This is a genomic window from Nocardiopsis sp. CA-288880 (genome assembly GCF_050955985.1).
Lineage (GTDB): Bacteria > Actinomycetota > Actinomycetes > Streptosporangiales > Streptosporangiaceae > Nocardiopsis > Nocardiopsis tropica.
The window spans coordinates 5,552,590-5,569,293 of record NZ_CP192105.1 but is presented as its reverse complement, the minus strand read 5'-3'; the positions used below and the strand labels follow the sequence as shown (position 1 = coordinate 5,569,293).

The window sequence follows — 16,704 nt, the reverse complement described above, 5'->3', positions numbered from 1 at the left end:
GTCCGGCGGCCCCGGGGCCGCCGGACCGGGAGCGGGTCAGGCCTTGCGGAAACCGAAGGCCACGCCGAACTCCTCGGAGGAGGCGGTGTGCAGGTCCCGTGCCATCTCCCCGGCGGTGAACGCGTCGGCCAGCACCTCGCCGGCGATCGCCTCACCGTGCTCGGTGAGCGCCAGCTCGGTGGTCTCGTCCGTGGCCGTCCACCACACCTCGATGCGGTCGGACACGTCCAGGCCGCTCTTCTTGCGGGCGTCCTGGAGCATGCGGACCATCTCCCGGGCCAGACCGGCGCGGCGCAGCCGCGGCGTCAGCTCCAGGTCCAGGGCGACGGTCTCACCGGCCTCGGACGCCACGGCCCAGCCCTCCCGTGGCTGCTCGGTCACGAGCAGCTCGTCGGCGCTGACCTCGACGGGCTCCTCCTCGACCCGTACCCGCGCCCAGCCGCTCTCGCGGACCTGTTCCACCAGGGAGGCGGGATCGGCGGCCTCGATGGCCTTGGCCACCAGCGGGGTGCGCTTGGCGAACCGCTTGCCCAGCGCCCGGAAGTTCGGCTTCACGATGAAGTCCACCAGGTCGCCGCCCACGGAGGACAGCGCGTCCAGCGACTCCACGTTGAGCTCGTCGGACACCTGGTCGCGAAGCTGCTCGGGCAGGCCGGCGAAACCGGCGGCGCCCACCAGGGCGCGGGCCAGCGGCTGCCGGGTCCGCACGGCGGAGTCCACCCGGGCCGACCGGCCCAGCTCCACCAGGCGGCGGGCCAGCGCCATCTGCCGCGACAGGTCCGGGTCGACGAGGTCCTCGCGCACCTCGGGCCACGACGCCAGGTGCACCGACTCCGGCGCGTCCGGCCGGCGTACCGACGCCCACACGTGGTCGGTGAGGAACGGCACGATCGGCGCCATCAGCAGCGTGACGGTCTCCAGGGCCTCGAACAGCGTCGCGAACGCGGCGGCGCCCTCGGGGGTGTCCGCACCGCCCCAGAACCGGCGGCGGGAACGGCGCACGTACCAGTTGGACACGTCGTCCACGAAGGCCGTCAGACGGCGTCCCGCGGTCGTGGTGTCGAACGAGTCCAGCGCCGCCGTGACGTCCCTGACGACCTCGTTCAGCTCCGAGAGCAGCCACCGGTCCAGGAGCGGGCGGTCCTCGGGGGCGGGGGCGTCGGCCAGCCGGGAGTGGTCCCAGCCCCCGCCGGCGTTCGCGTACAGGGTGAAGAACGAGACGGTGCTGTAGTAGGTCAGCAGCACCTTGCGGACGATCTCCTCCAGGGCGGAGTGGCCGACCCGGCGGGCGGTCCACGGCGAACCGCTCGCCAGCATGAACCAGCGCAGCGCGTCGGCGCCGTGCTTGTCCATGACCGCGATCGGCTCCATGACGTTGCCCAGGTGCTTGCTCATCTTCCGGCCGTCCTCGGCGAGGATGTGGCCGAGCACGACCACGTTCTCGAAGGAGTTGCGGCCGAACACCAGGGTGCTCACCGCCAGCAGGGAGTAGAACCACCCGCGGGTCTGGTCGATCGCCTCGGAGATGTACTGCGCCGGGAAGTTGTCCCGGAAGGTCTCCTCGTTCCGGTGGGGCGCTCCCCACTGGGCGAACGGCATGGAGCCGGAGTCGAACCAGGCGTCGATGACCTCGGGGACGCGGCGGGCGACCCGCTGCTCCTCGGGCAGGGACGGGTCCGCGTCCGGGTCGGGGATGACGATGTCGTCCACGAAGGGGCGGTGCGGGTCCAGGGAGGACAGGTCCCGGCCGCTGAGGCGGCCCAGCTCCTCCAGGGAGCCCACGCAGATCTGGCGGCCGTCGGGGAACTCCCAGATCGGCAGCGGGGTGCCCCAGTAGCGGTTGCGGGACAGCGCCCAGTCCACGTTGCCGCGCAGCCACTCGCCGAAGCGGCCCTCCTTGACGTTCTCCGGCACCCAGTTGGTGACGTCGTTCTGCGCCAGGAGCTCGTCCTTGACCGCGGTGGTGCGGATGTACCAGGACGGGACCGCGTAGTACAGCAGCGCCGTGTGGCAGCGCCAGCAGTGCGGGTAGGAGTGCTCGTAGCTCAGGTGGCGGAAGAGGAGCCCGCGGTCCTTGAGGTCGCGGACGAGCGTCTTGTCGGCCTCCTTGAAGAACACCCCGCCGACCAGCGGCAGGGGGGACTCGAAGGTGCCGTCCGGGCGGACCGGGTTGACCACGGGCAGGCCGTAGGCGCGGCCCACGAGCATGTCGTCGGCGCCGAAGGCGGGCGCCTGGTGGACCAGGCCGGTACCGTCGTCCACGGTGACGTAGTCGGCGAGCACCACGTAGTGGGCGGGCTCGTCGAAGGGCACCAGGTCGAAGGGGCGCTCGTAGGTCCAGCGCTCCATCTCCTCGCCCCCGTAGCTCTCGCCCGTGAGCTCCCAGCCCTCGCCGAGGACCTTGTCGAAGAGCGGACGGGCCACCACGAGGCGCTCGTCGCCGTCGGTGGCCACCACGTACTCCACGTCCGGGTGCACGGCCACGGCGGTGTTGGACACCAGCGTCCAGGGGGTGGTCGTCCAGACGAGCAGCGAGGTCGGGTGCTCGGGCGAGGCGAGCGGACCGGAGGTCACGGGGAAGCGGACGTACACCGACGGGTCGGTGACGGTCTCGTACCCCTGCGCGAGCTCGTGGTCGGACAGGGTCGTGCCGCAGCGCGGGCAGTACGGGCTGATCCGGTAGTCGCGGACCAGCAGGCCCTTGTCCCAGATCTGCTTGAGGGCCCACCACACGGACTCCACGTACTGCGGGTCCATGGTGCGGTAGGCGTCGTCCATGTTCACCCAGTAGCCCATGCGCTCCGTCATGGTGGTGAACGCGTCGACGTTGCGGAGCACGGACTCGCGGCAGCGCTCGTTGAACTCGGCGATGCCGAAGGCCTCGATGTCCTTCTTGCCGGACAGGCCGAGCTCCTTCTCCACGGCGACCTCCACGGGCAGGCCGTGGCAGTCCCAGCCCGCCTTGCGGTCCACGTGGTAGCCGCGCATGGTGCGGAACCGGGGGAACACGTCCTTGAACGCGCGGGCCTCGACGTGGTGCACGCCCGGCTGGCCGTTGGCCGTGGGCGGGCCCTCGTAGAAGACCCAGTTGGGGCCGCCTCGGGTCTGGTCGAGCGAGCGCTGGAAGACGTCCTCCTTCGACCAGCGGCCGAGGACGTCCCGCTCCATGGCCGGCAGGTCGATCTGCGCGGGGAGCTGGGGCAGCGGGCGGGATGCGGGCCGGGGGTCGTTGGCCACGGTCGTACCTTTCCATCAGGGTCGTTCCTGACGGAGGGACGAGGCACGGGCCCCGCGGTACCACCCTCCTTGGACCGCGAGCGCGCCGCAGGGCGCGTCGGCAGGGTCCCACTTCGTTGCTCTGTGCCGGTTCTACTGGAGCCGCCCGCGCGGGCGGGCCCGTTCTTCCGGCGGTTCCGGGGTGATCTTCGCGCTGGTCGTGCCCCCGGGCTCGCACCGCCCCCGGGTCGCTTGGGCGGGCCAGGCCTTCTAGGCTGTGATCCGTCCGGTCGGGGCCAGCGCTACTCGTCCCCATCGACACCTGGAGCCAGGATAACGCAGCGCGGCGCTTCCGCCGTGCGCTCTTGTGACGGAGGGGGCCGCTGTGGCGGAGGACGTGAGGGGTGCGGTCCTCGTGACCCTGTCCGACCGGGACGACGCGGTGGAGCTGGCGGAGCAGCTCCTGGAGCAGGGCTACGAGCCGTGCCGCGTGCACCGGGACATGCTCGCGGGCGAGGACGACGCCGAGGACGCGGACTGGGTGATCGAGGTGCTGACCGGCCCCCACGGCGGGCCGGCCGTCTTCGACGAGCCGCACCTGGCCGCGCTGGCCGAGGACTACGGCGGTTTCGCGGCCGCGGAGTAGGACCCGCCGCCGCTGTCGAGCCGGGAGGGGACCGCCGGAGCGGCGCACCGTCCCGATCATTGCCTTGCACCGGGGGATTGCCTAGGCTTCGCGGCACCGATCACGGCACCGCCCGGGGGAGGACCCGCAGGTCGGCGAGGTCCGGGGTGTGCCGAACCATCTGGGAGGGGAATGCGATGAAGGCCACCGAAGCCTCCATGCTGCCGGTACTGCCGGGGGAGGACCCCTGGACCACGGAGGAGCTGACCGGGATCCGGCGAAGGCTGGAGGAGGAGATCGCGGTCGCGCGGCGGGAGATCCGCGAGGCGGAGGACGCGCTCGCCGACCGGCTCACCGACCCGGTGGACGGCGCCGGGGACGACCCCGCGGACGCCGGGGCGAAGACCTTCCAGCGCGAACATGATCTGGCGTTGGCCTACAATACTCGTGACCTGCTCTCCAAGAGCGAGCGGGCGATCGAACGGATGGACGCGGGAACATACGGGGTCTGTGAGTCATGCAGCCTGGCCATCGGGAAGGCGCGACTTGAGGCCTTTCCGCGTGCCACCCTGTGCGTCACCTGCAAACAGCGCGAGGAGCGTCGCTGACTGAGGTAGAGCCCTCCGGGGACAGCAACATGACCACGTCCGACACGACCGGTGCGCGCCCGCGCAGGTACCTTCTCCTGCTGCTGGTCGCAGCCGCCGCGATCGTCGCCGACTTCCTCACCAAGGAGTGGGTCCTGGCGACCTTCTCCCAGGGCGAGCGCGTCGACGTCATCGGCAGCCTCCTCCAGTTCACGCTGGTGTACAACACCGGCGCCGCGTTCTCCATGGGCACCGACTTCACATGGGTGTTCACCTGCATCGCCAGCCTCGTGGTCATCGCCATCGGGTACATGGGGCTGCGGGTCCGCAGCGTCTGGTGGGGCGTGACGCTCGGCCTGATGATGGGCGGCGCCGCGGGGAACCTCGTGGACCGGTACTTCCGGGAGCCGGCGCCCTTCCACGGCGCGGTCGTCGACTTCATCAGCGTCGGGAACTTCCCGGTCTTCAACATCGCCGACTCGTGCGTGGTCGTCGGGGCGTGCCTGGTGGTGGCGCTGACCTTCAAGGGCCTCAACCTGGACGGCAGCGTCGTCGAGGAGGAGCCCGCGAAGAAGGACGACAAGGGTTCCGGGCCCCACCCGGACGACACCACCGAAGGGAAGGGCCAGTGAGCGACACACGCAGCCTGCCCGTGCCCGACGGCCTGGAGGGCGACCGGCTCGACGCGGCCATCGCCCGCCTGTTCGGCCTGTCCCGCACACGGGCCGCCGAACTCATCCTCGACGGCAGCGTCCTGGTCGACGGGTCCGAGGCGGGCAAGTCCGACCGGGTCCAGGCCGGGGCCTGGCTGGAGATCACCCTCCCGCCGCCGCCCACGGCGCCCGTGCCGCGCCCCGAGGCCGTCCCCGGCATGCGGATCGTGCACGAGGACACCGACATCATCGTGGTGGACAAGCCCGTCGGCGTGGTCGCCCACCCGACGGTCGGCTGGACCGGGCCCAGCGTGCTGGAGGGCCTGCTGGCCTCCGGCGTGCAGCTGGCGACCAGCGGCGCCGCCGAGCGCCAGGGCATCGTCCACCGGCTGGACGCCAACACCACCGGCCTCATGGTGGTCGCCAAGAGCGAGACCGCCTACAGCGTGCTCAAGCGGGCGTTCAAGGAGCGCACCGTGGACAAGCGCTACCACACGCTGGTGCAGGGGCACCCCGATCCGCTCCGCGGCACGGTGGACGCGCCCATCGACCGGCACCCCGCCGGCGACGGCCGCTGGGCCGTGGTCGCGGGCGGCCGTGCGTCGGTGACGCACTACGACACGCAGGAGGCCTTCCGGGCCGCCAGCCTCCTGGAGATCCGGCTGGAGACGGGCCGCACCCACCAGATCCGGGTGCACATGGCCGCGCTGCGCCACCCGTGCGTGGGCGACACGCTCTACGGGGCCGACCCCACCCTGGCCGAGCGGCTGGGCGTGCGGCGGCAGTGGCTGCACGCCGTCCGGCTGGGCTTCGAGCACCCCACCGAGCACCGCCCGGTGGAGTTCTCCAGCACCTACCCCGCCGACCTCGAAGCGGCGATCGACGTGCTCCGCGAGGACTGACGGCGCCGTTCACGCGAAGGGGCGGCGGGCCCGGGCCCGCCGCCCCTTCGCGTGCGGTCGGGGCCCGGACCGCGGCGCGACGCGGCGCACGCGGACGACGCCCTGGCACAGGGCGGCCCCCAGGACGACGACCACCGCGCCCAGCGGCTGGTTCCAGGTCAGGGTCTCGCCCATGAGCACGGTCCCGGCGGTGATCGCCACGACCGGCGCCACGTAGGTGACGGTCGTGGCCACGGTCGCCCCCGCCTCCCGCACGATCGCGTACTGGAGGATGTACGCCACCCCCGTGCCGAGCACGCCCAGGACGGCCACCGACGCCACCACCTGCCAGGTCACCCCCGTGGGCGCCTCGGTGAGGAACGGGACGAGCAGTGCCAGGGGGAGGGAGCCGAGGAGCAGCTGGAGCGAGCTCAGCTCCAGGGCCCCGTGGGAGCTGCCCGCGACGAAGCGGCGCAGGTAGGGGGTGCCGATGCCGTAGCAGGCCGTCGCGCCCACGACGAACAGCATGCCGACGACGGCGTCGCGGTCGCCGGCGGCCACCTCGCCCAGCGTGTTCCACACCCCGAAGACGGTGAGCACGCCGAGGAAGCCGATCCCGAGCCCGAGGACCCTGTCCCGGTCGGGGCGCTCGTCCGAGAGCAGCGCCATCGAGAACACCACGCCGAACAGGGGCGTCGCGGCGTTCACGATCCCCATCAGCGCGGAGGGGATGAGCTGTGCGGCGTACCCGAACAGGGTGAAGGGGACCGTGTTGAGCAGCAGCGCCGCCACGAACATGTGGCCCACCAGGCGCGGAGAGGTGGGGAGGCGCCCGCCGCGCAGCAGCACGAGCGCCAGCAGGGGGAGCGCGCCCGCGGCCATGCGGCCGAGCGCGAGCTGCGCGGGGGACAGCGCGCTCGCCCCCACCTTGATGAAGACGAAGCTCATACCCCAGATCAGGGCGAGGAGGGCGAACTTGGCGCGCCAGTCGGAGAGCGGGTGCGGCGGGGGGCCGGACGTGGTCGCGGCGGAGGGGACGGCGGTCATGGGATGTTTCTATCCTGCACCGACGCATTAGGACTACTTCGTATTTCTTAATGCGGAGGTTAGGCTTGCTTACATGCTCAGCGTCGACCGACTCCGGGTCCTCCACACCATCGCGACGCACGGCTCCCTCACCGCCGCCGCCGAGGCCCTCCACGTCACCAACTCCGCCGTCTCCCAGCAGCTCACCAAGCTCGAGCGCGAGGTGGGCCAGCCCCTCGTCGAACGCAACGGCCGTGGCGTTCGCCTCACCGACGCCGCCGAGCTCCTGGTCGAGCACACCGCGAAGATCCTCTCCCTGGTCCACCGGGCCGAGGCGGACCTGGAGGCGCACCGCGACGACGTCACGGGCCACCTGCGCCTGAGCGCCACCCCCACGGCCGTCCGGGGCCTCCTGCCCCACGCGCTCACCTCCCTGCGCGAGGCGCATCCGGGCCTCCAGGTGGAGCTCCACGAGGAGGAGCCCCACGAGAGCGTGCCCTCGATGGCCCGGGGCGACGCCGACCTCGCCATGGTCATCGACTGGGTCGGCTCCCCGCTGGCCCTGCCCGCGGGGATGAGCCGGGCGCCGCTGCTGGAGGACGTCGGCGACATCGCCCTGCCCGCCGACCACCCCCTCGCCCACCGCGAGCTCCTCGAACCGGAGGAGATCCTCGACCTGCCCTGGATCAGCTGGTCGCGCGGGTCGATCTGCGACGACTGGCTCCACGGCATGATCCGGGCGCGCGGAGGCGAGCCCCGCGTCATCCACAACGTCGAGGAGCACCAGACCAAGCTGGCGCTCATCGCCGCCGGGATCGGAGCCGCCGTCATGCCCCGGCTGGGCCGGGGACCCCTGCCGGACGGGGTGCGGGTGGTGCCGGTGCAGCCCGCGCTGGTCCGGCAGGTGTACGCGTTCTGGCGCACCGACGCCTCGCGCCGCCCCGCGATCCGGGCCGCCGTCCGCGCCCTGCGTGAGGCCGCGGCCGCCTACGCGGACTGAGACCGGGGCCTTCCGGCGCCCGGGCGGCACACGGACCGGCCGCCCCGCCGCGCGGACGCGCCGCGCGGCGGGGGACCCGCTACCGGTCCCCGCCCAACAGGCCGGACAGGGTCGCGGTCGGGCTGATCACCTCCGGGTCGGTCCGGACGTCGACCAGTGTCGGAAGGTCCGCGCCGACTGCCTCGGCCAGCGCCTTCTCCAGTTCCTCACGGGTGTGGGCGGTCGCGCCCCGGGCCCCCAGCGACCGCGCGTACCCGGCCAGGTCGAGCGGGCCGCTGATCCGCGTCCCCGCGATGCGCCCCAGCTCCCGGGCCTGGTGCATGGCGATCGTGCCGTAGAGCCCGTTCTGGAACACCACCACGGTCACGGCCGCGCCCTCCCGCACCGCGGTCTCCAGCTCCTGTCCGGTCATCAGCGCGCCGCCGTCGCCGGCCACGGCCACCACGGTCCGGTCGGGAGCGGCGATCTTGGCCGCCACCGCCGCCGGCACGGCGTAGCCCATGGCCCCGCTGGTGGGCGCCAACTGGGTGGAGGGGTGCCGGAACCACCAGCCCCGGTGCAGGAACGTCGCGAAGTTGCCCGCGTCGTTCGTGATCAGGGCGTCCTCGGGCAGGGCCGTGCGCATGGCCGAGACCACCGCCCACGGGTGCAGGCCCCGGCCCGCGTGGTCCGCGGCGTGGGCGGGCGGGACCGTGCTGTCCACCCACCTCCGGCGGGCCGCGCTCCAGTCGCGGTAGGGAGCCTGCACGGGGGACCCGGCCAGCTCGCGCAGCGCCTCGCGGGCGTCGGCCACCGCGCCGAACCACAGGTCGGCGGTGGCGCCCACCTGGCCGGGGTCGATGTCGATCTGCGCGATCCGTGCCCTCGCCGGATCGGGCAGCCGGTACCCCTGCGTGGTGGTCTCGCTCATCCGGCAGCCGACCACCAGCACCGCGTCCGCCTCCGACAGGGCGTTGAGCACGGGCTTGGGGCACCCCAGTCCCAGGTGGCCGAGGTAGAGCGGGTGGTCGTTGGGGAACACGTCCTGGCGCCGCCACGAGGCGTACACCCCGGCGCCGAAGCGCTCGGCCACCCGGACCAGGTCCTCCCGGGCCGCGCGGGCGCCCCCGCCCGCGACGATCACCGGGCGGACCGCCCGGGTCAGCCAGGTGGCCAGCCGGTCACGGTTCTCCCCGCCCAGGGGAGGGCGGGGGACCACGTGCGGGCGCGGCGGATCCTGCGGTCCCACCCGGCGGCCGAACAGGTCGCCGGGCACCGCGATCGCCACCGGCCCCGGACGGCCGGTGGTGGCGACGCGGACCGCCCTGGCGGTCACCTCCGCGAGCCGGTCGGCCCTGTGCACGGTGGTCGCCCACTTGGTGATGGGGGCGTAGAACGCGGTGAGGTCCACCTCCTGGAAGGCCTCCCGGCCCAGCCGGTCGGTCTCCGCCTGTCCCAGGAACACGATCATCGGCGTGGAGTCCTGCATCGCGGTGTGCACGCCCACCGCCAGGTTGGACGCCCCGGGCCCCCGGGTGGCCGCGGCCACGGCCGGTGTCCCGGTCAGCTTGGCCTCGGCCTCCGCCATGAACCCGGCGCCGTTCTCGTGCCGGGTCGACACCAGCCGCATCAGGGGGTGCTGGTCGACGGCGTCGGCGAGTTCGAGGAAGCTCTCCCCGGGGACGGTGTAGCAGCGTCTGATCCCGGCGGAGGCGAGGACCTCCACCACCGCGTGAGCGGCGGTGTCGGTGGGTGGTGGGGTGCGGTCGGCGGCTGTGGCCATGGGGGTGGGATCCCTTCCATCGTCGCAAGGTCCACTCGGCGCCCGGGATCGGCCGGGCGCATGCGGCCGACTCTGACAGGCGGTCACGGGACGGTCAAGGACGGGCGTGGAGGCGGGAGGCGGTGGTGCGGGCCCGTTCCGACGGTGGGGGAGGGGCCGGGCGCGGAGCGGTGGCCGGGCCGCGGCGACGGGGCGGCGGAGGCCGGGCCGGGGAGCGCGCCCCGGCCCGGCGTGTCAGAGCCCCAGAGCGCGCAGGCCGGCCGTGACGGCCGCGGCCGCGACGATCACGACGAGGAACGGCGCCTTCAGGACGAGGGCGAGGACGGCGGCGCCCAGACCGCCCATCCGTGCGGTGTCCCAGGCCAGGGCCTGGCCCTCGCCGCGGAGCGCCTCCACCGCGATCAGCGCGGCCAGCAGGGCGATGGGGACGGCGGTCGCGAACCGCCTCAGCCACGGGTTGTCGAGGAGCCGCCGCGGAGCGGCCAGACCCGCGTACTTGAGCAGGTAGCAGCCGGCGGCGGTGGCGACGAGCGCGATCCACAGGGTCATGGGCGGGCCTCCCGCGAGGCGGCGCCGGAGCCGGACGCGGGCTCCGCGGCCGTCGGGGCGGGCGGGTCGGCGGAGGGGCCCGCGAGCGCGATCAGCGCGGCCGACGCGGCCAGCAGCACCGGTACCCCGGCGGGGAGCAGCGGGGTGGCGGCCAGGGCCAGCCCGGCTCCGGCGCCGGCGATCAGCCAGGTCCGGCCCCCGCCCTCGCGGAGACGGGGCCACAGCAGCGCGAGGAAGATCGCCGGGCCCACCGCGTCGAGGCCGAACGCGCCGATGTCGCTCACGCGCTCCGTCGCCAGCGCCCCCACCAGGGTGGTCGCCACCCAGAAGGAGCCCAGCACCGCGTAGGTCGTGACGAACGCCGTGCGCGCCGACTCCCGGTCCGGCTGGACCAGTGTGACCGCGGTGGTCTCGTCGATCACCCCGTGCGCGGCCAGGGCGCGGCGCGCGCCCCGCCACCCGAGGACGTCGGCCAGCCGCAGTCCGTACAGCGTGTTGCGGGCGCCGAGGAGCAGCGCGCCCGCCGCCCCGGCGACCAGGCTTCCGCCGCCCGCGACCACCCCGACCAGGGCGAACTGCGAGGCTCCCGTGAACATGAACAGGCTCATGAACACGGACTGGGCGGGTGAGAGGCCCGCGGCCACCGCCGCGGTCCCGAACGCGAGACCGGCGGCGCCCACGGCCACGCCGATCCCCATGCTGTCGCGTACCGCCGCCGAGCGGAGGTACGAGCGGAGAGAGAAGGATTTCACGGCGCCCACGCTAGGGGGGGCGGGCGCGCGCCGTCTTGAACGTTCTTGCCCGCGGGGAGCGCCCCCCGCGGGCCGCGGGCCGCGGGTCGCGTGGTTGCGGGGAGGGGCGGAGGGGCGACGCGAGGTGCGCGGGCATCGGCGTTCGGGCCCCGCCGGGGCGGCGGGCGGCCCGGGACGCGGACGGAGGGGGCCGGCCGGGTCCACCGCCCTCCGGAGCGCCGGAGGCGGGCGGCGGGGCCGCGGGTCAGGGGGCGAGCAGGGCGCGCTGGTAGGCGCCGGGCGGCACGCCCAGGTGGCGCTTGAAGTGGCGCGTCAGGTGGGCCTGGTCGGCGAAACCGACCTCGGCCGCCACCTCGGCCGCCCGGCGGCCGGCGAGGAGGAGCTGCCTGGCCCGGTCCACCCGCACCTGGTTGAGGTAGGCGTGCGGGGGCAGCCCGTACGCGGCCCGGAAGGCGCGGGACAGGGAGAACGGCCCGATCCCCAGCTGGGCGGCGAGCTCGTCCAGGGTCGGCGGGTCGAGCAGGCGGGAGGAGAGGACCTCCCTGGCCCGCGCCACCTCGGGGCGCGCCGCGTGCGGGACGGGATCGGCGGCCCGCTCACGGCCGTGGGAGCGCAGCAGCATGCCCAGGCCCCGCCGGGCGAGGGCCGAGGACGTCAGGCGGTCGCCGTGCTCGGCCGCCACGTGGGCGGAGGCCAGGACACGGGCGGCCTCGGGCGCGTGGATGCCCGACTCCGTGAACCCGGGGGTGCCGCGCATCCCCAGTTCGCGGGCGATGTCCACCATGACCTCGGGGGACGGGTAGAACACCCGGTACCCCCAGCCCTCGGGGACGCCGGCGTGGCCGGTGTGCACCTCCCCGGGGCCGACCACCGCCAGGCCGCCGGGGCCCACGCGCGCCTTGCCGCGTGAGTGGGAGTACTCCTCGATGCCGCCGGTGATCACCCCGATGGTGTAGGTGGGGTGGGTGTGCCGGGTGAATGTGGTGGTGACGAAGCGCGCGGTGAGGAGTTCGGTGCCGGGCAGTCCGGAGAAGCGCCAGTAGCGCGCGCTCTCCGTGCCCGGGTCGTCCACGCCGGGGTGTGTGGTGCTGGGCATGCCCATACCCACAGGTTAGGGGGCCTCCCGACAGGGCGGTCCGGGCCCGGGGCTAACCTTCGGGGATGACTACGACCGAGATCCGACTGGCACGGGACGAGCGCGACCGTGCCGCCGTGTTCGTCATCCGGGGCGCCGTGTTCGTCTCCGAGCAGCAGGTCCCCGTCGAGGAGGAGTGGGACGAGCGCGACACCGCCGCCGTCCACCTCCTCGCGCTGGCCGACGGGGTCCCCGTCGGCACCGTCAGGCTGGTGGACCAGGGCGACGGCGCGGGCCTCCTGGGGAGGCTGGCCGTGCTGCCCAAGGGGCGGGGGAACGGGACCGGGGCAGCCCTGGTCAGGGCGGCGGAGGAGCGGGCGCGCGAACGCGGGTTCGTCCGGGTGGAGCTGCACGCGCAGACCCACGCGCTGGGCTTCTACGCGCGGCTCGGCTACACGGCCCACGGCGACGAGTTCCTGGACGCCGGGATCCCCCACCTGCACATGGTGCGCGACCTGGCCTGACGCCGCGAGGGTGCTCCCCGTCCCGGTGCGGTGTGACGGGGAGCGCACGGCCGACGGGGGTGCGGCCGGAATACTACCGAGTAGGATTCGGTTCGACATCGGTGCCCCCTCCACCCGTGCACCCACCGACCCCACGAGGAACACATGACGGTCAACACGCAGCCGGCGACCGAGCGGCCGGACCCCCGGGCCTTCGGCCTCCCCGTGGTCGAGCAGGCCGAGATCCCCTCCGAGCTGCGCTCCCTGGTGGCGCGTGTCCACGACCTCATCGACGCCGTCGCCAACACCGAGGCCGACGGCGACACCCTCGCCGAGGCCGCGGCGACCGTGGAGGGCCTCACCGGCAGGCTCAACGTCGCCCGCAGGCAGATCGGCACCATGGTCCTGCGCGAGCTGCCCGGCGGCGACACCGAGTACGGGACCATCACCAACGTGGTGTCCGGCGACACCAACCCCGCGGCCCCGCCGCTGTTCCTGGACGCGACCGAGGAGGGGGTGCGCGGCGAGGTCACCCTCAACACCGTCTACCAGGGCCCGCCCGGACTGGTCCACGGCGGCTGGATCGCCGCCATGCTGGACCAGGCCGTCGGCTCCGCGTCCTCGCTCGCGACCTCGCCCGGCCTCACCGCCAGGCTGGAGGTCGACTACCGCAAGCCCACGCCGCTCTTCACGCCCCTGGAGGTCGTCGCGCGGGTGACCGGCACCGAGCGGCGCAAGGTGTACGTCACCGGCGAGATCCGCGTCAACGGCGAGGTCACGGCCGAGGCGACCGCCCTCATGGTGCGCGTCGAGGTGCCCTGACCGGCGCACGGGACACAGCTCCGAGGGCGGTCCGTACCCCGGTACGGGCCGCCCTCGTCCGTGCGCGGGACGGACGCGGTAGGATGGCGCCCGTGACCCACCGCATGCACGTGTTTAGCAGGCCGACGAGCCCGTCGGCCGCTTCCACGTAGGCGGAACAGGGAACGTCGGCAGCAGAGCACCCGGGCGGAGGCCCCGGTGCTCTTTCGTTTTCCAGGCGGCCGACGCCCCCGCACGTGTCACACCCGTTCCCGCGGGACGTACGGCCGCACCGCATCCGCGTCCGTGGACGCATCCCGTCGGAGGCCACCGTGAACCACCCGTCCGCCACCCCCGAGCCCGCGCCGGCCGTCCCCCCGGCCGCGCCGGAGGAGCAGATCGCCCTCCTGCGCGGTCGCATCGACCGCATGGACGCCGAGCTGGCCGCGCTCCTCGAACGGCGGGCGCTGGTCGCCGCCCAGGTGCAGAGGCTCAAGCCGGTCGGATACTTCGCCGGTCGCGACATGGGCCGTGAGCGGGCGCTGGTCGAGCGGATGGCCCGCCACGCCCCGCGCCTGGGCCCCGACCGGATCGCCGAGATCATGGACAGCGTCATCAGCGCCGGGCTCTCCGCGGCAGAGGAGGAGGCGGGGGCCCGGAGGGCGGGCTCCCCCCGGGCGTGAGCGGGCGGGGCCGCCCGCCCCGGACGCCCGCGCCCGGGGCGGCGGCTCAGGGGCGGAGCAGGTCCACCCAGACCAGGCGGTGGTCGGAGCTCGGGAACGGGTAGTCGCCGGTCAGGCGGAAGAGGCTGTCGTCCACGGTCGGCCAGAACACCCCCGATCCGCGGACCGGGACGGTGCGGGAGGGCAGTACGTAGTCCACGCGCAGGTTCCCCGGCCCCGGCTCGTCCGTGAAGTCGGCGCTGTCGAGGCCGGGGTCGCCCTCGTGGCCCTCGTTGGCGCCGCCCTGGCGCTGGGCGGCGCCCCTGCCGCCCTGGCTGGCGGGGCGTGGGTCGGTGATCCCCGGGTGCTCCAGGAGGCGGGCGATCGCGCCGGGGTGGCCGTCCCCGTCGTCGGGGTCGGCGTTCAGGTCGCCCGCGATGACGAAGGGGGCGCCGACCGGCAGGCCGCCGCGCCGGCCCTCGTCGTCGTAGATGTAGGAGCCCGCGCGCGGGGTGACGTAGTCGGCCCAGAAGCGGATCTCGTCGTGGTTGCGCAGGACGTTGCGCCTCTCGGGCCCGTCGAAGGCCGGCGGCGTGGGATGGCTGGCCAGGAGGTGGATCGGGCGCCCCCTCCCCGTGTCGACCGGGATGTCCCAGTGGCTCTTGGACGAGAGGCGGAGGACCTCCAGCGCCTCGTCGGAGTAGTAGGGCCCGCCGGTCGCCGGGTCGGTGGGCAGCAGCGCGTCCGGCATGTCCGCCCAGCGGAAGGTCTGGAAGGTGCGCACCCGCTCGGTGACGATCGGGTACATCGAGTACACGACCATCCCGTACTGTCCGGGGAAGGCGCCGTAGCCGAACGCGTCCTCGGCATAGCCGGGGGTCCCGGGCTCCGTCACCGCCCGGCCGTCCCCGTCGAGGTCCGCGCCCGAGGGCACGCCCGTGTTGACCGGGGCGGTGTACACGTACGGGTAGTCGATGCCCTCGGCGTCGTTCTGGCCGACGGAGAGGTAGTTGTCCTGGAACAGGCGGGCGCCCTCGCCCTCCTCGTCGTGGTCGAACTCGTTGACGAGGAGCACGTCGGGCCGCACGTGCTGGATGATCTCCGCGACGTTGCGGGCCTGCTCGCTGTCCGGGGTGGCGAGCTCGGCCGCGAGCGCACCCTGCCCGGGGCGCTCGAGGGCGGTGTTGAACGTCGCGAACCGGACCTGGTGCGGGCCGGGCGGCCCGGGGACGGACGGCGACTCCGCCGCGGCGGCTGGCGCCGCCACCAGGGCCGACGCCGCGAGGACGAGCGTGGCGGTGGAGGCCACGCGGCGTCGGGCCGGGCCGGCCGGGGGACCGGGCCGGGCGTCGCGGTTCACGGACGGGGGCATGGAGGCATCCTCTCACCGGGGGAGCGGGGGGCGGTGCCGCCACCCCGACCGCGGGAGGGTAACAGGCGGGGGTGAACCGGGGGCGGACCCGGGCCGTCCACCGGGCGCGGGTGGCGCGGGTGGCGCGGGTGGCGCGGGTGGCGCGGGTGGCGCGGGTGGCGCGGGTGGCGTGGGCCCCGGCACCCGGAAAAGCGCTTGGCCGCACGGTCGGCGGTTGGTTCCATGGGGCCATGGACCAGATCGAACCGAACCGCCCCTTCCGCTGGAACGTGGCCCGCGGCGACCGGCTGGGGTCCCTCGTCGGAGACGGGTCCGAGGAGTACGACCCCGGCTACGTCGCCGAGCTCACCGAGTGCGCGGCCAAGGTCGTCGCGCGCAGCGCCGACGGGGACTTGTTCTTCGTCGGCCGCTCGCCCGACAGCCTGTACGACCTGCTGGGCGGGGTCCTCGCGGGGACGGCCGACGCCGAGCGCCTGAACCGGCTGCCGCTGTCCCTCTACGGGTACGAGGGGCGCGTGACCACCCCGCAGGAGCGGCGGCAGCTGCGCGTCAACCTGGCCGACGCGGGGCTGTCCCCGGCGGGGCTGGCGGGCCGCAGGCGCCCCGTGGTCCTCGTCGACCTGGTCGCCGCGGGCTCCACCTTCGGGAACCTCCACCGGGAGCTGCGGGACTGGATCGACGACGAGCGCGCCGCCTGGAACGTGATCCGGACGAAGGTCCGCTACCTGGGAGTCACCGCCAGGGGGAAGACGAGCCCGAAGACCTGGCGCTGGCAGCAGCACGCCGACTGGGTGGGCGAGCTCCCGGCCCGCGCGGTGCGCAACGTGTCCGTCTCCGGTTGGCTGTGGGGCTATCTGGGCAACAGCCAACCCAAGGCCGAGCACTCCTTCCGGCGCCACCGCTGGGCGGACCCGGGTGTGACCGTGCCCCGGCGCGACGAGGAGGCCCGCGCGGCCCTGAACAGCGCGGTCGTCCTGCACGGCTACGGGCGCACCCCCGAGGCCAGGGAGCGCTTCCGCCGGGTCCTGGCGGGCGAGCCCGGCTTCCGGGAGCCCTGGCTGCGCGCCCTCGCCGGCCGCGTCCGCGCCGCCTGAGCGCCGCCCGGACCCGCTTCCCGGCGATCCCGCCCTCCCGTGCGGTCCGGCCCGGAGGGCCACCTCGCCGAAGCGGGGCGGTCGCCCCGGTCCGCCGGGGCCGGGTGGCCGGGCGCGACCGAACGCGGCGGGCCCCCGCCCCGCCC

The 16,704-nt window shown here is 74.4% G+C and carries 16 protein-coding genes; 9 read left to right on the top strand and 7 right to left on the bottom strand.

Annotation, left to right across the window (positions count from 1 at the left end; translation table 11 throughout):
• Positions 1–36: 36 nt before the first annotated feature.
• Complete coding sequence (gene ileS, locus ACQPYD_RS24115) at positions 37–3,237, bottom strand: isoleucine--tRNA ligase (RefSeq protein WP_433697821.1); 3,201 nt, start codon at positions 3,235–3,237, stop codon at positions 37–39.
• A 364-nt stretch (positions 3,238–3,601) separates the two neighbouring features.
• Here ileS and ACQPYD_RS24110 point away from each other — a divergent pair, with 364 nt between their 5' ends.
• The 4 genes from ACQPYD_RS24110 (at position 3,602) to ACQPYD_RS24095 (ending at position 5,983) form a co-directional block, all read left to right on the top strand.
• Positions 3,602–3,862, top strand: a complete 261-nt coding sequence (locus ACQPYD_RS24110; protein ID WP_267945809.1) for a hypothetical protein — start codon at positions 3,602–3,604, stop codon at positions 3,860–3,862.
• Between the two features lie 176 nt (positions 3,863–4,038).
• Complete coding sequence (locus tag ACQPYD_RS24105; RefSeq protein WP_267945808.1) at positions 4,039–4,449, top strand: TraR/DksA family transcriptional regulator; 411 nt, start codon at positions 4,039–4,041, stop codon at positions 4,447–4,449.
• Between the two features lie 29 nt (positions 4,450–4,478).
• Positions 4,479–5,060: a signal peptidase II gene (gene lspA / locus ACQPYD_RS24100; RefSeq protein ID WP_433697820.1), complete on the top strand. Its 582-nt coding sequence runs from the start codon at positions 4,479–4,481 to the stop codon at positions 5,058–5,060.
• Positions 5,057–5,983, top strand: a complete 927-nt coding sequence (locus ACQPYD_RS24095) for an RluA family pseudouridine synthase (protein WP_267945806.1) — start codon at positions 5,057–5,059, stop codon at positions 5,981–5,983. Before lspA ends, ACQPYD_RS24095 begins: the two co-directional genes overlap by 4 nt.
• A 9-nt stretch (positions 5,984–5,992) precedes the next feature.
• Here the strand turns inward: ACQPYD_RS24095 and ACQPYD_RS24090 are convergent, their stop codons facing one another.
• On the bottom strand, positions 5,993–7,009 hold the full coding sequence (locus ACQPYD_RS24090; RefSeq protein ID WP_433697819.1) for a DMT family transporter: 1,017 nt from the start codon (positions 7,007–7,009) through the stop codon (positions 5,993–5,995).
• A 73-nt stretch (positions 7,010–7,082) separates the two neighbouring features.
• On the opposite strand from ACQPYD_RS24090, the gene ACQPYD_RS24085 reads away from it, so the two are divergent.
• On the top strand, positions 7,083–7,988 hold the full coding sequence (locus ACQPYD_RS24085; protein ID WP_267945804.1) for a LysR family transcriptional regulator: 906 nt from the start codon (positions 7,083–7,085) through the stop codon (positions 7,986–7,988).
• A gap of 79 nt (positions 7,989–8,067) precedes the next feature.
• Here the strand turns inward: ACQPYD_RS24085 and ACQPYD_RS24080 are convergent, their stop codons facing one another.
• The 4 genes from ACQPYD_RS24080 to ACQPYD_RS24065 form a co-directional block, all read right to left on the bottom strand.
• Entirely contained in the window at positions 8,068–9,750 is a 1,683-nt protein-coding gene (locus ACQPYD_RS24080; protein ID WP_433697818.1) for a thiamine pyrophosphate-dependent enzyme, read from the bottom strand.
• A gap of 234 nt (positions 9,751–9,984) precedes the next feature.
• The gene (locus ACQPYD_RS24075; RefSeq protein ID WP_433697817.1) at positions 9,985–10,299 is read right to left on the bottom strand and encodes an AzlD domain-containing protein; all 315 of its coding nucleotides are present in this window, start codon (positions 10,297–10,299) and stop codon (positions 9,985–9,987) included.
• Positions 10,296–10,997 carry an AzlC family ABC transporter permease gene (locus ACQPYD_RS24070; RefSeq protein ID WP_433702113.1) on the bottom strand — a complete coding sequence of 234 codons (702 nt, stop codon included), beginning with the start codon at positions 10,995–10,997 and terminating at the stop codon, positions 10,296–10,298. Before ACQPYD_RS24070 ends, ACQPYD_RS24075 begins: the two co-directional genes overlap by 4 nt.
• A 298-nt stretch (positions 10,998–11,295) precedes the next feature.
• A complete protein-coding gene (locus ACQPYD_RS24065) occupies positions 11,296–12,147 on the bottom strand; it encodes a helix-turn-helix domain-containing protein (protein WP_433697816.1) in 852 nt (283 codons plus the stop codon).
• A 65-nt stretch (positions 12,148–12,212) separates the two neighbouring features.
• Between ACQPYD_RS24065 and ACQPYD_RS24060 the strand changes: the two genes are divergently transcribed.
• From ACQPYD_RS24060 to ACQPYD_RS24050, 3 genes are all read left to right on the top strand, one after another.
• Positions 12,213–12,650: a GNAT family N-acetyltransferase gene (locus tag ACQPYD_RS24060; protein WP_355013454.1), complete on the top strand. Its 438-nt coding sequence runs from the start codon at positions 12,213–12,215 to the stop codon at positions 12,648–12,650.
• 144 nt (positions 12,651–12,794) lie between these two features.
• Positions 12,795–13,451, top strand: a complete 657-nt coding sequence (locus ACQPYD_RS24055) for a PaaI family thioesterase (protein ID WP_433697815.1) — start codon at positions 12,795–12,797, stop codon at positions 13,449–13,451.
• 311 nt (positions 13,452–13,762) lie between these two features.
• A complete protein-coding gene (locus ACQPYD_RS24050) occupies positions 13,763–14,113 on the top strand; it encodes a chorismate mutase (RefSeq protein ID WP_433697814.1) in 351 nt (116 codons plus the stop codon).
• Between the two features lie 46 nt (positions 14,114–14,159).
• Here ACQPYD_RS24050 and ACQPYD_RS24045 read toward each other — a convergent pair whose 3' ends face one another.
• Complete coding sequence (locus tag ACQPYD_RS24045) at positions 14,160–15,464, bottom strand: endonuclease/exonuclease/phosphatase family protein (protein ID WP_433697813.1); 1,305 nt, start codon at positions 15,462–15,464, stop codon at positions 14,160–14,162.
• A 230-nt stretch (positions 15,465–15,694) separates the two neighbouring features.
• Between ACQPYD_RS24045 and ACQPYD_RS24040 the strand changes: the two genes are divergently transcribed.
• Positions 15,695–16,558 carry a hypothetical protein gene (locus ACQPYD_RS24040; RefSeq protein ID WP_433697812.1) on the top strand — a complete coding sequence of 288 codons (864 nt, stop codon included), beginning with the start codon at positions 15,695–15,697 and terminating at the stop codon, positions 16,556–16,558.
• Positions 16,559–16,704: the final 146 nt, after the last annotated feature.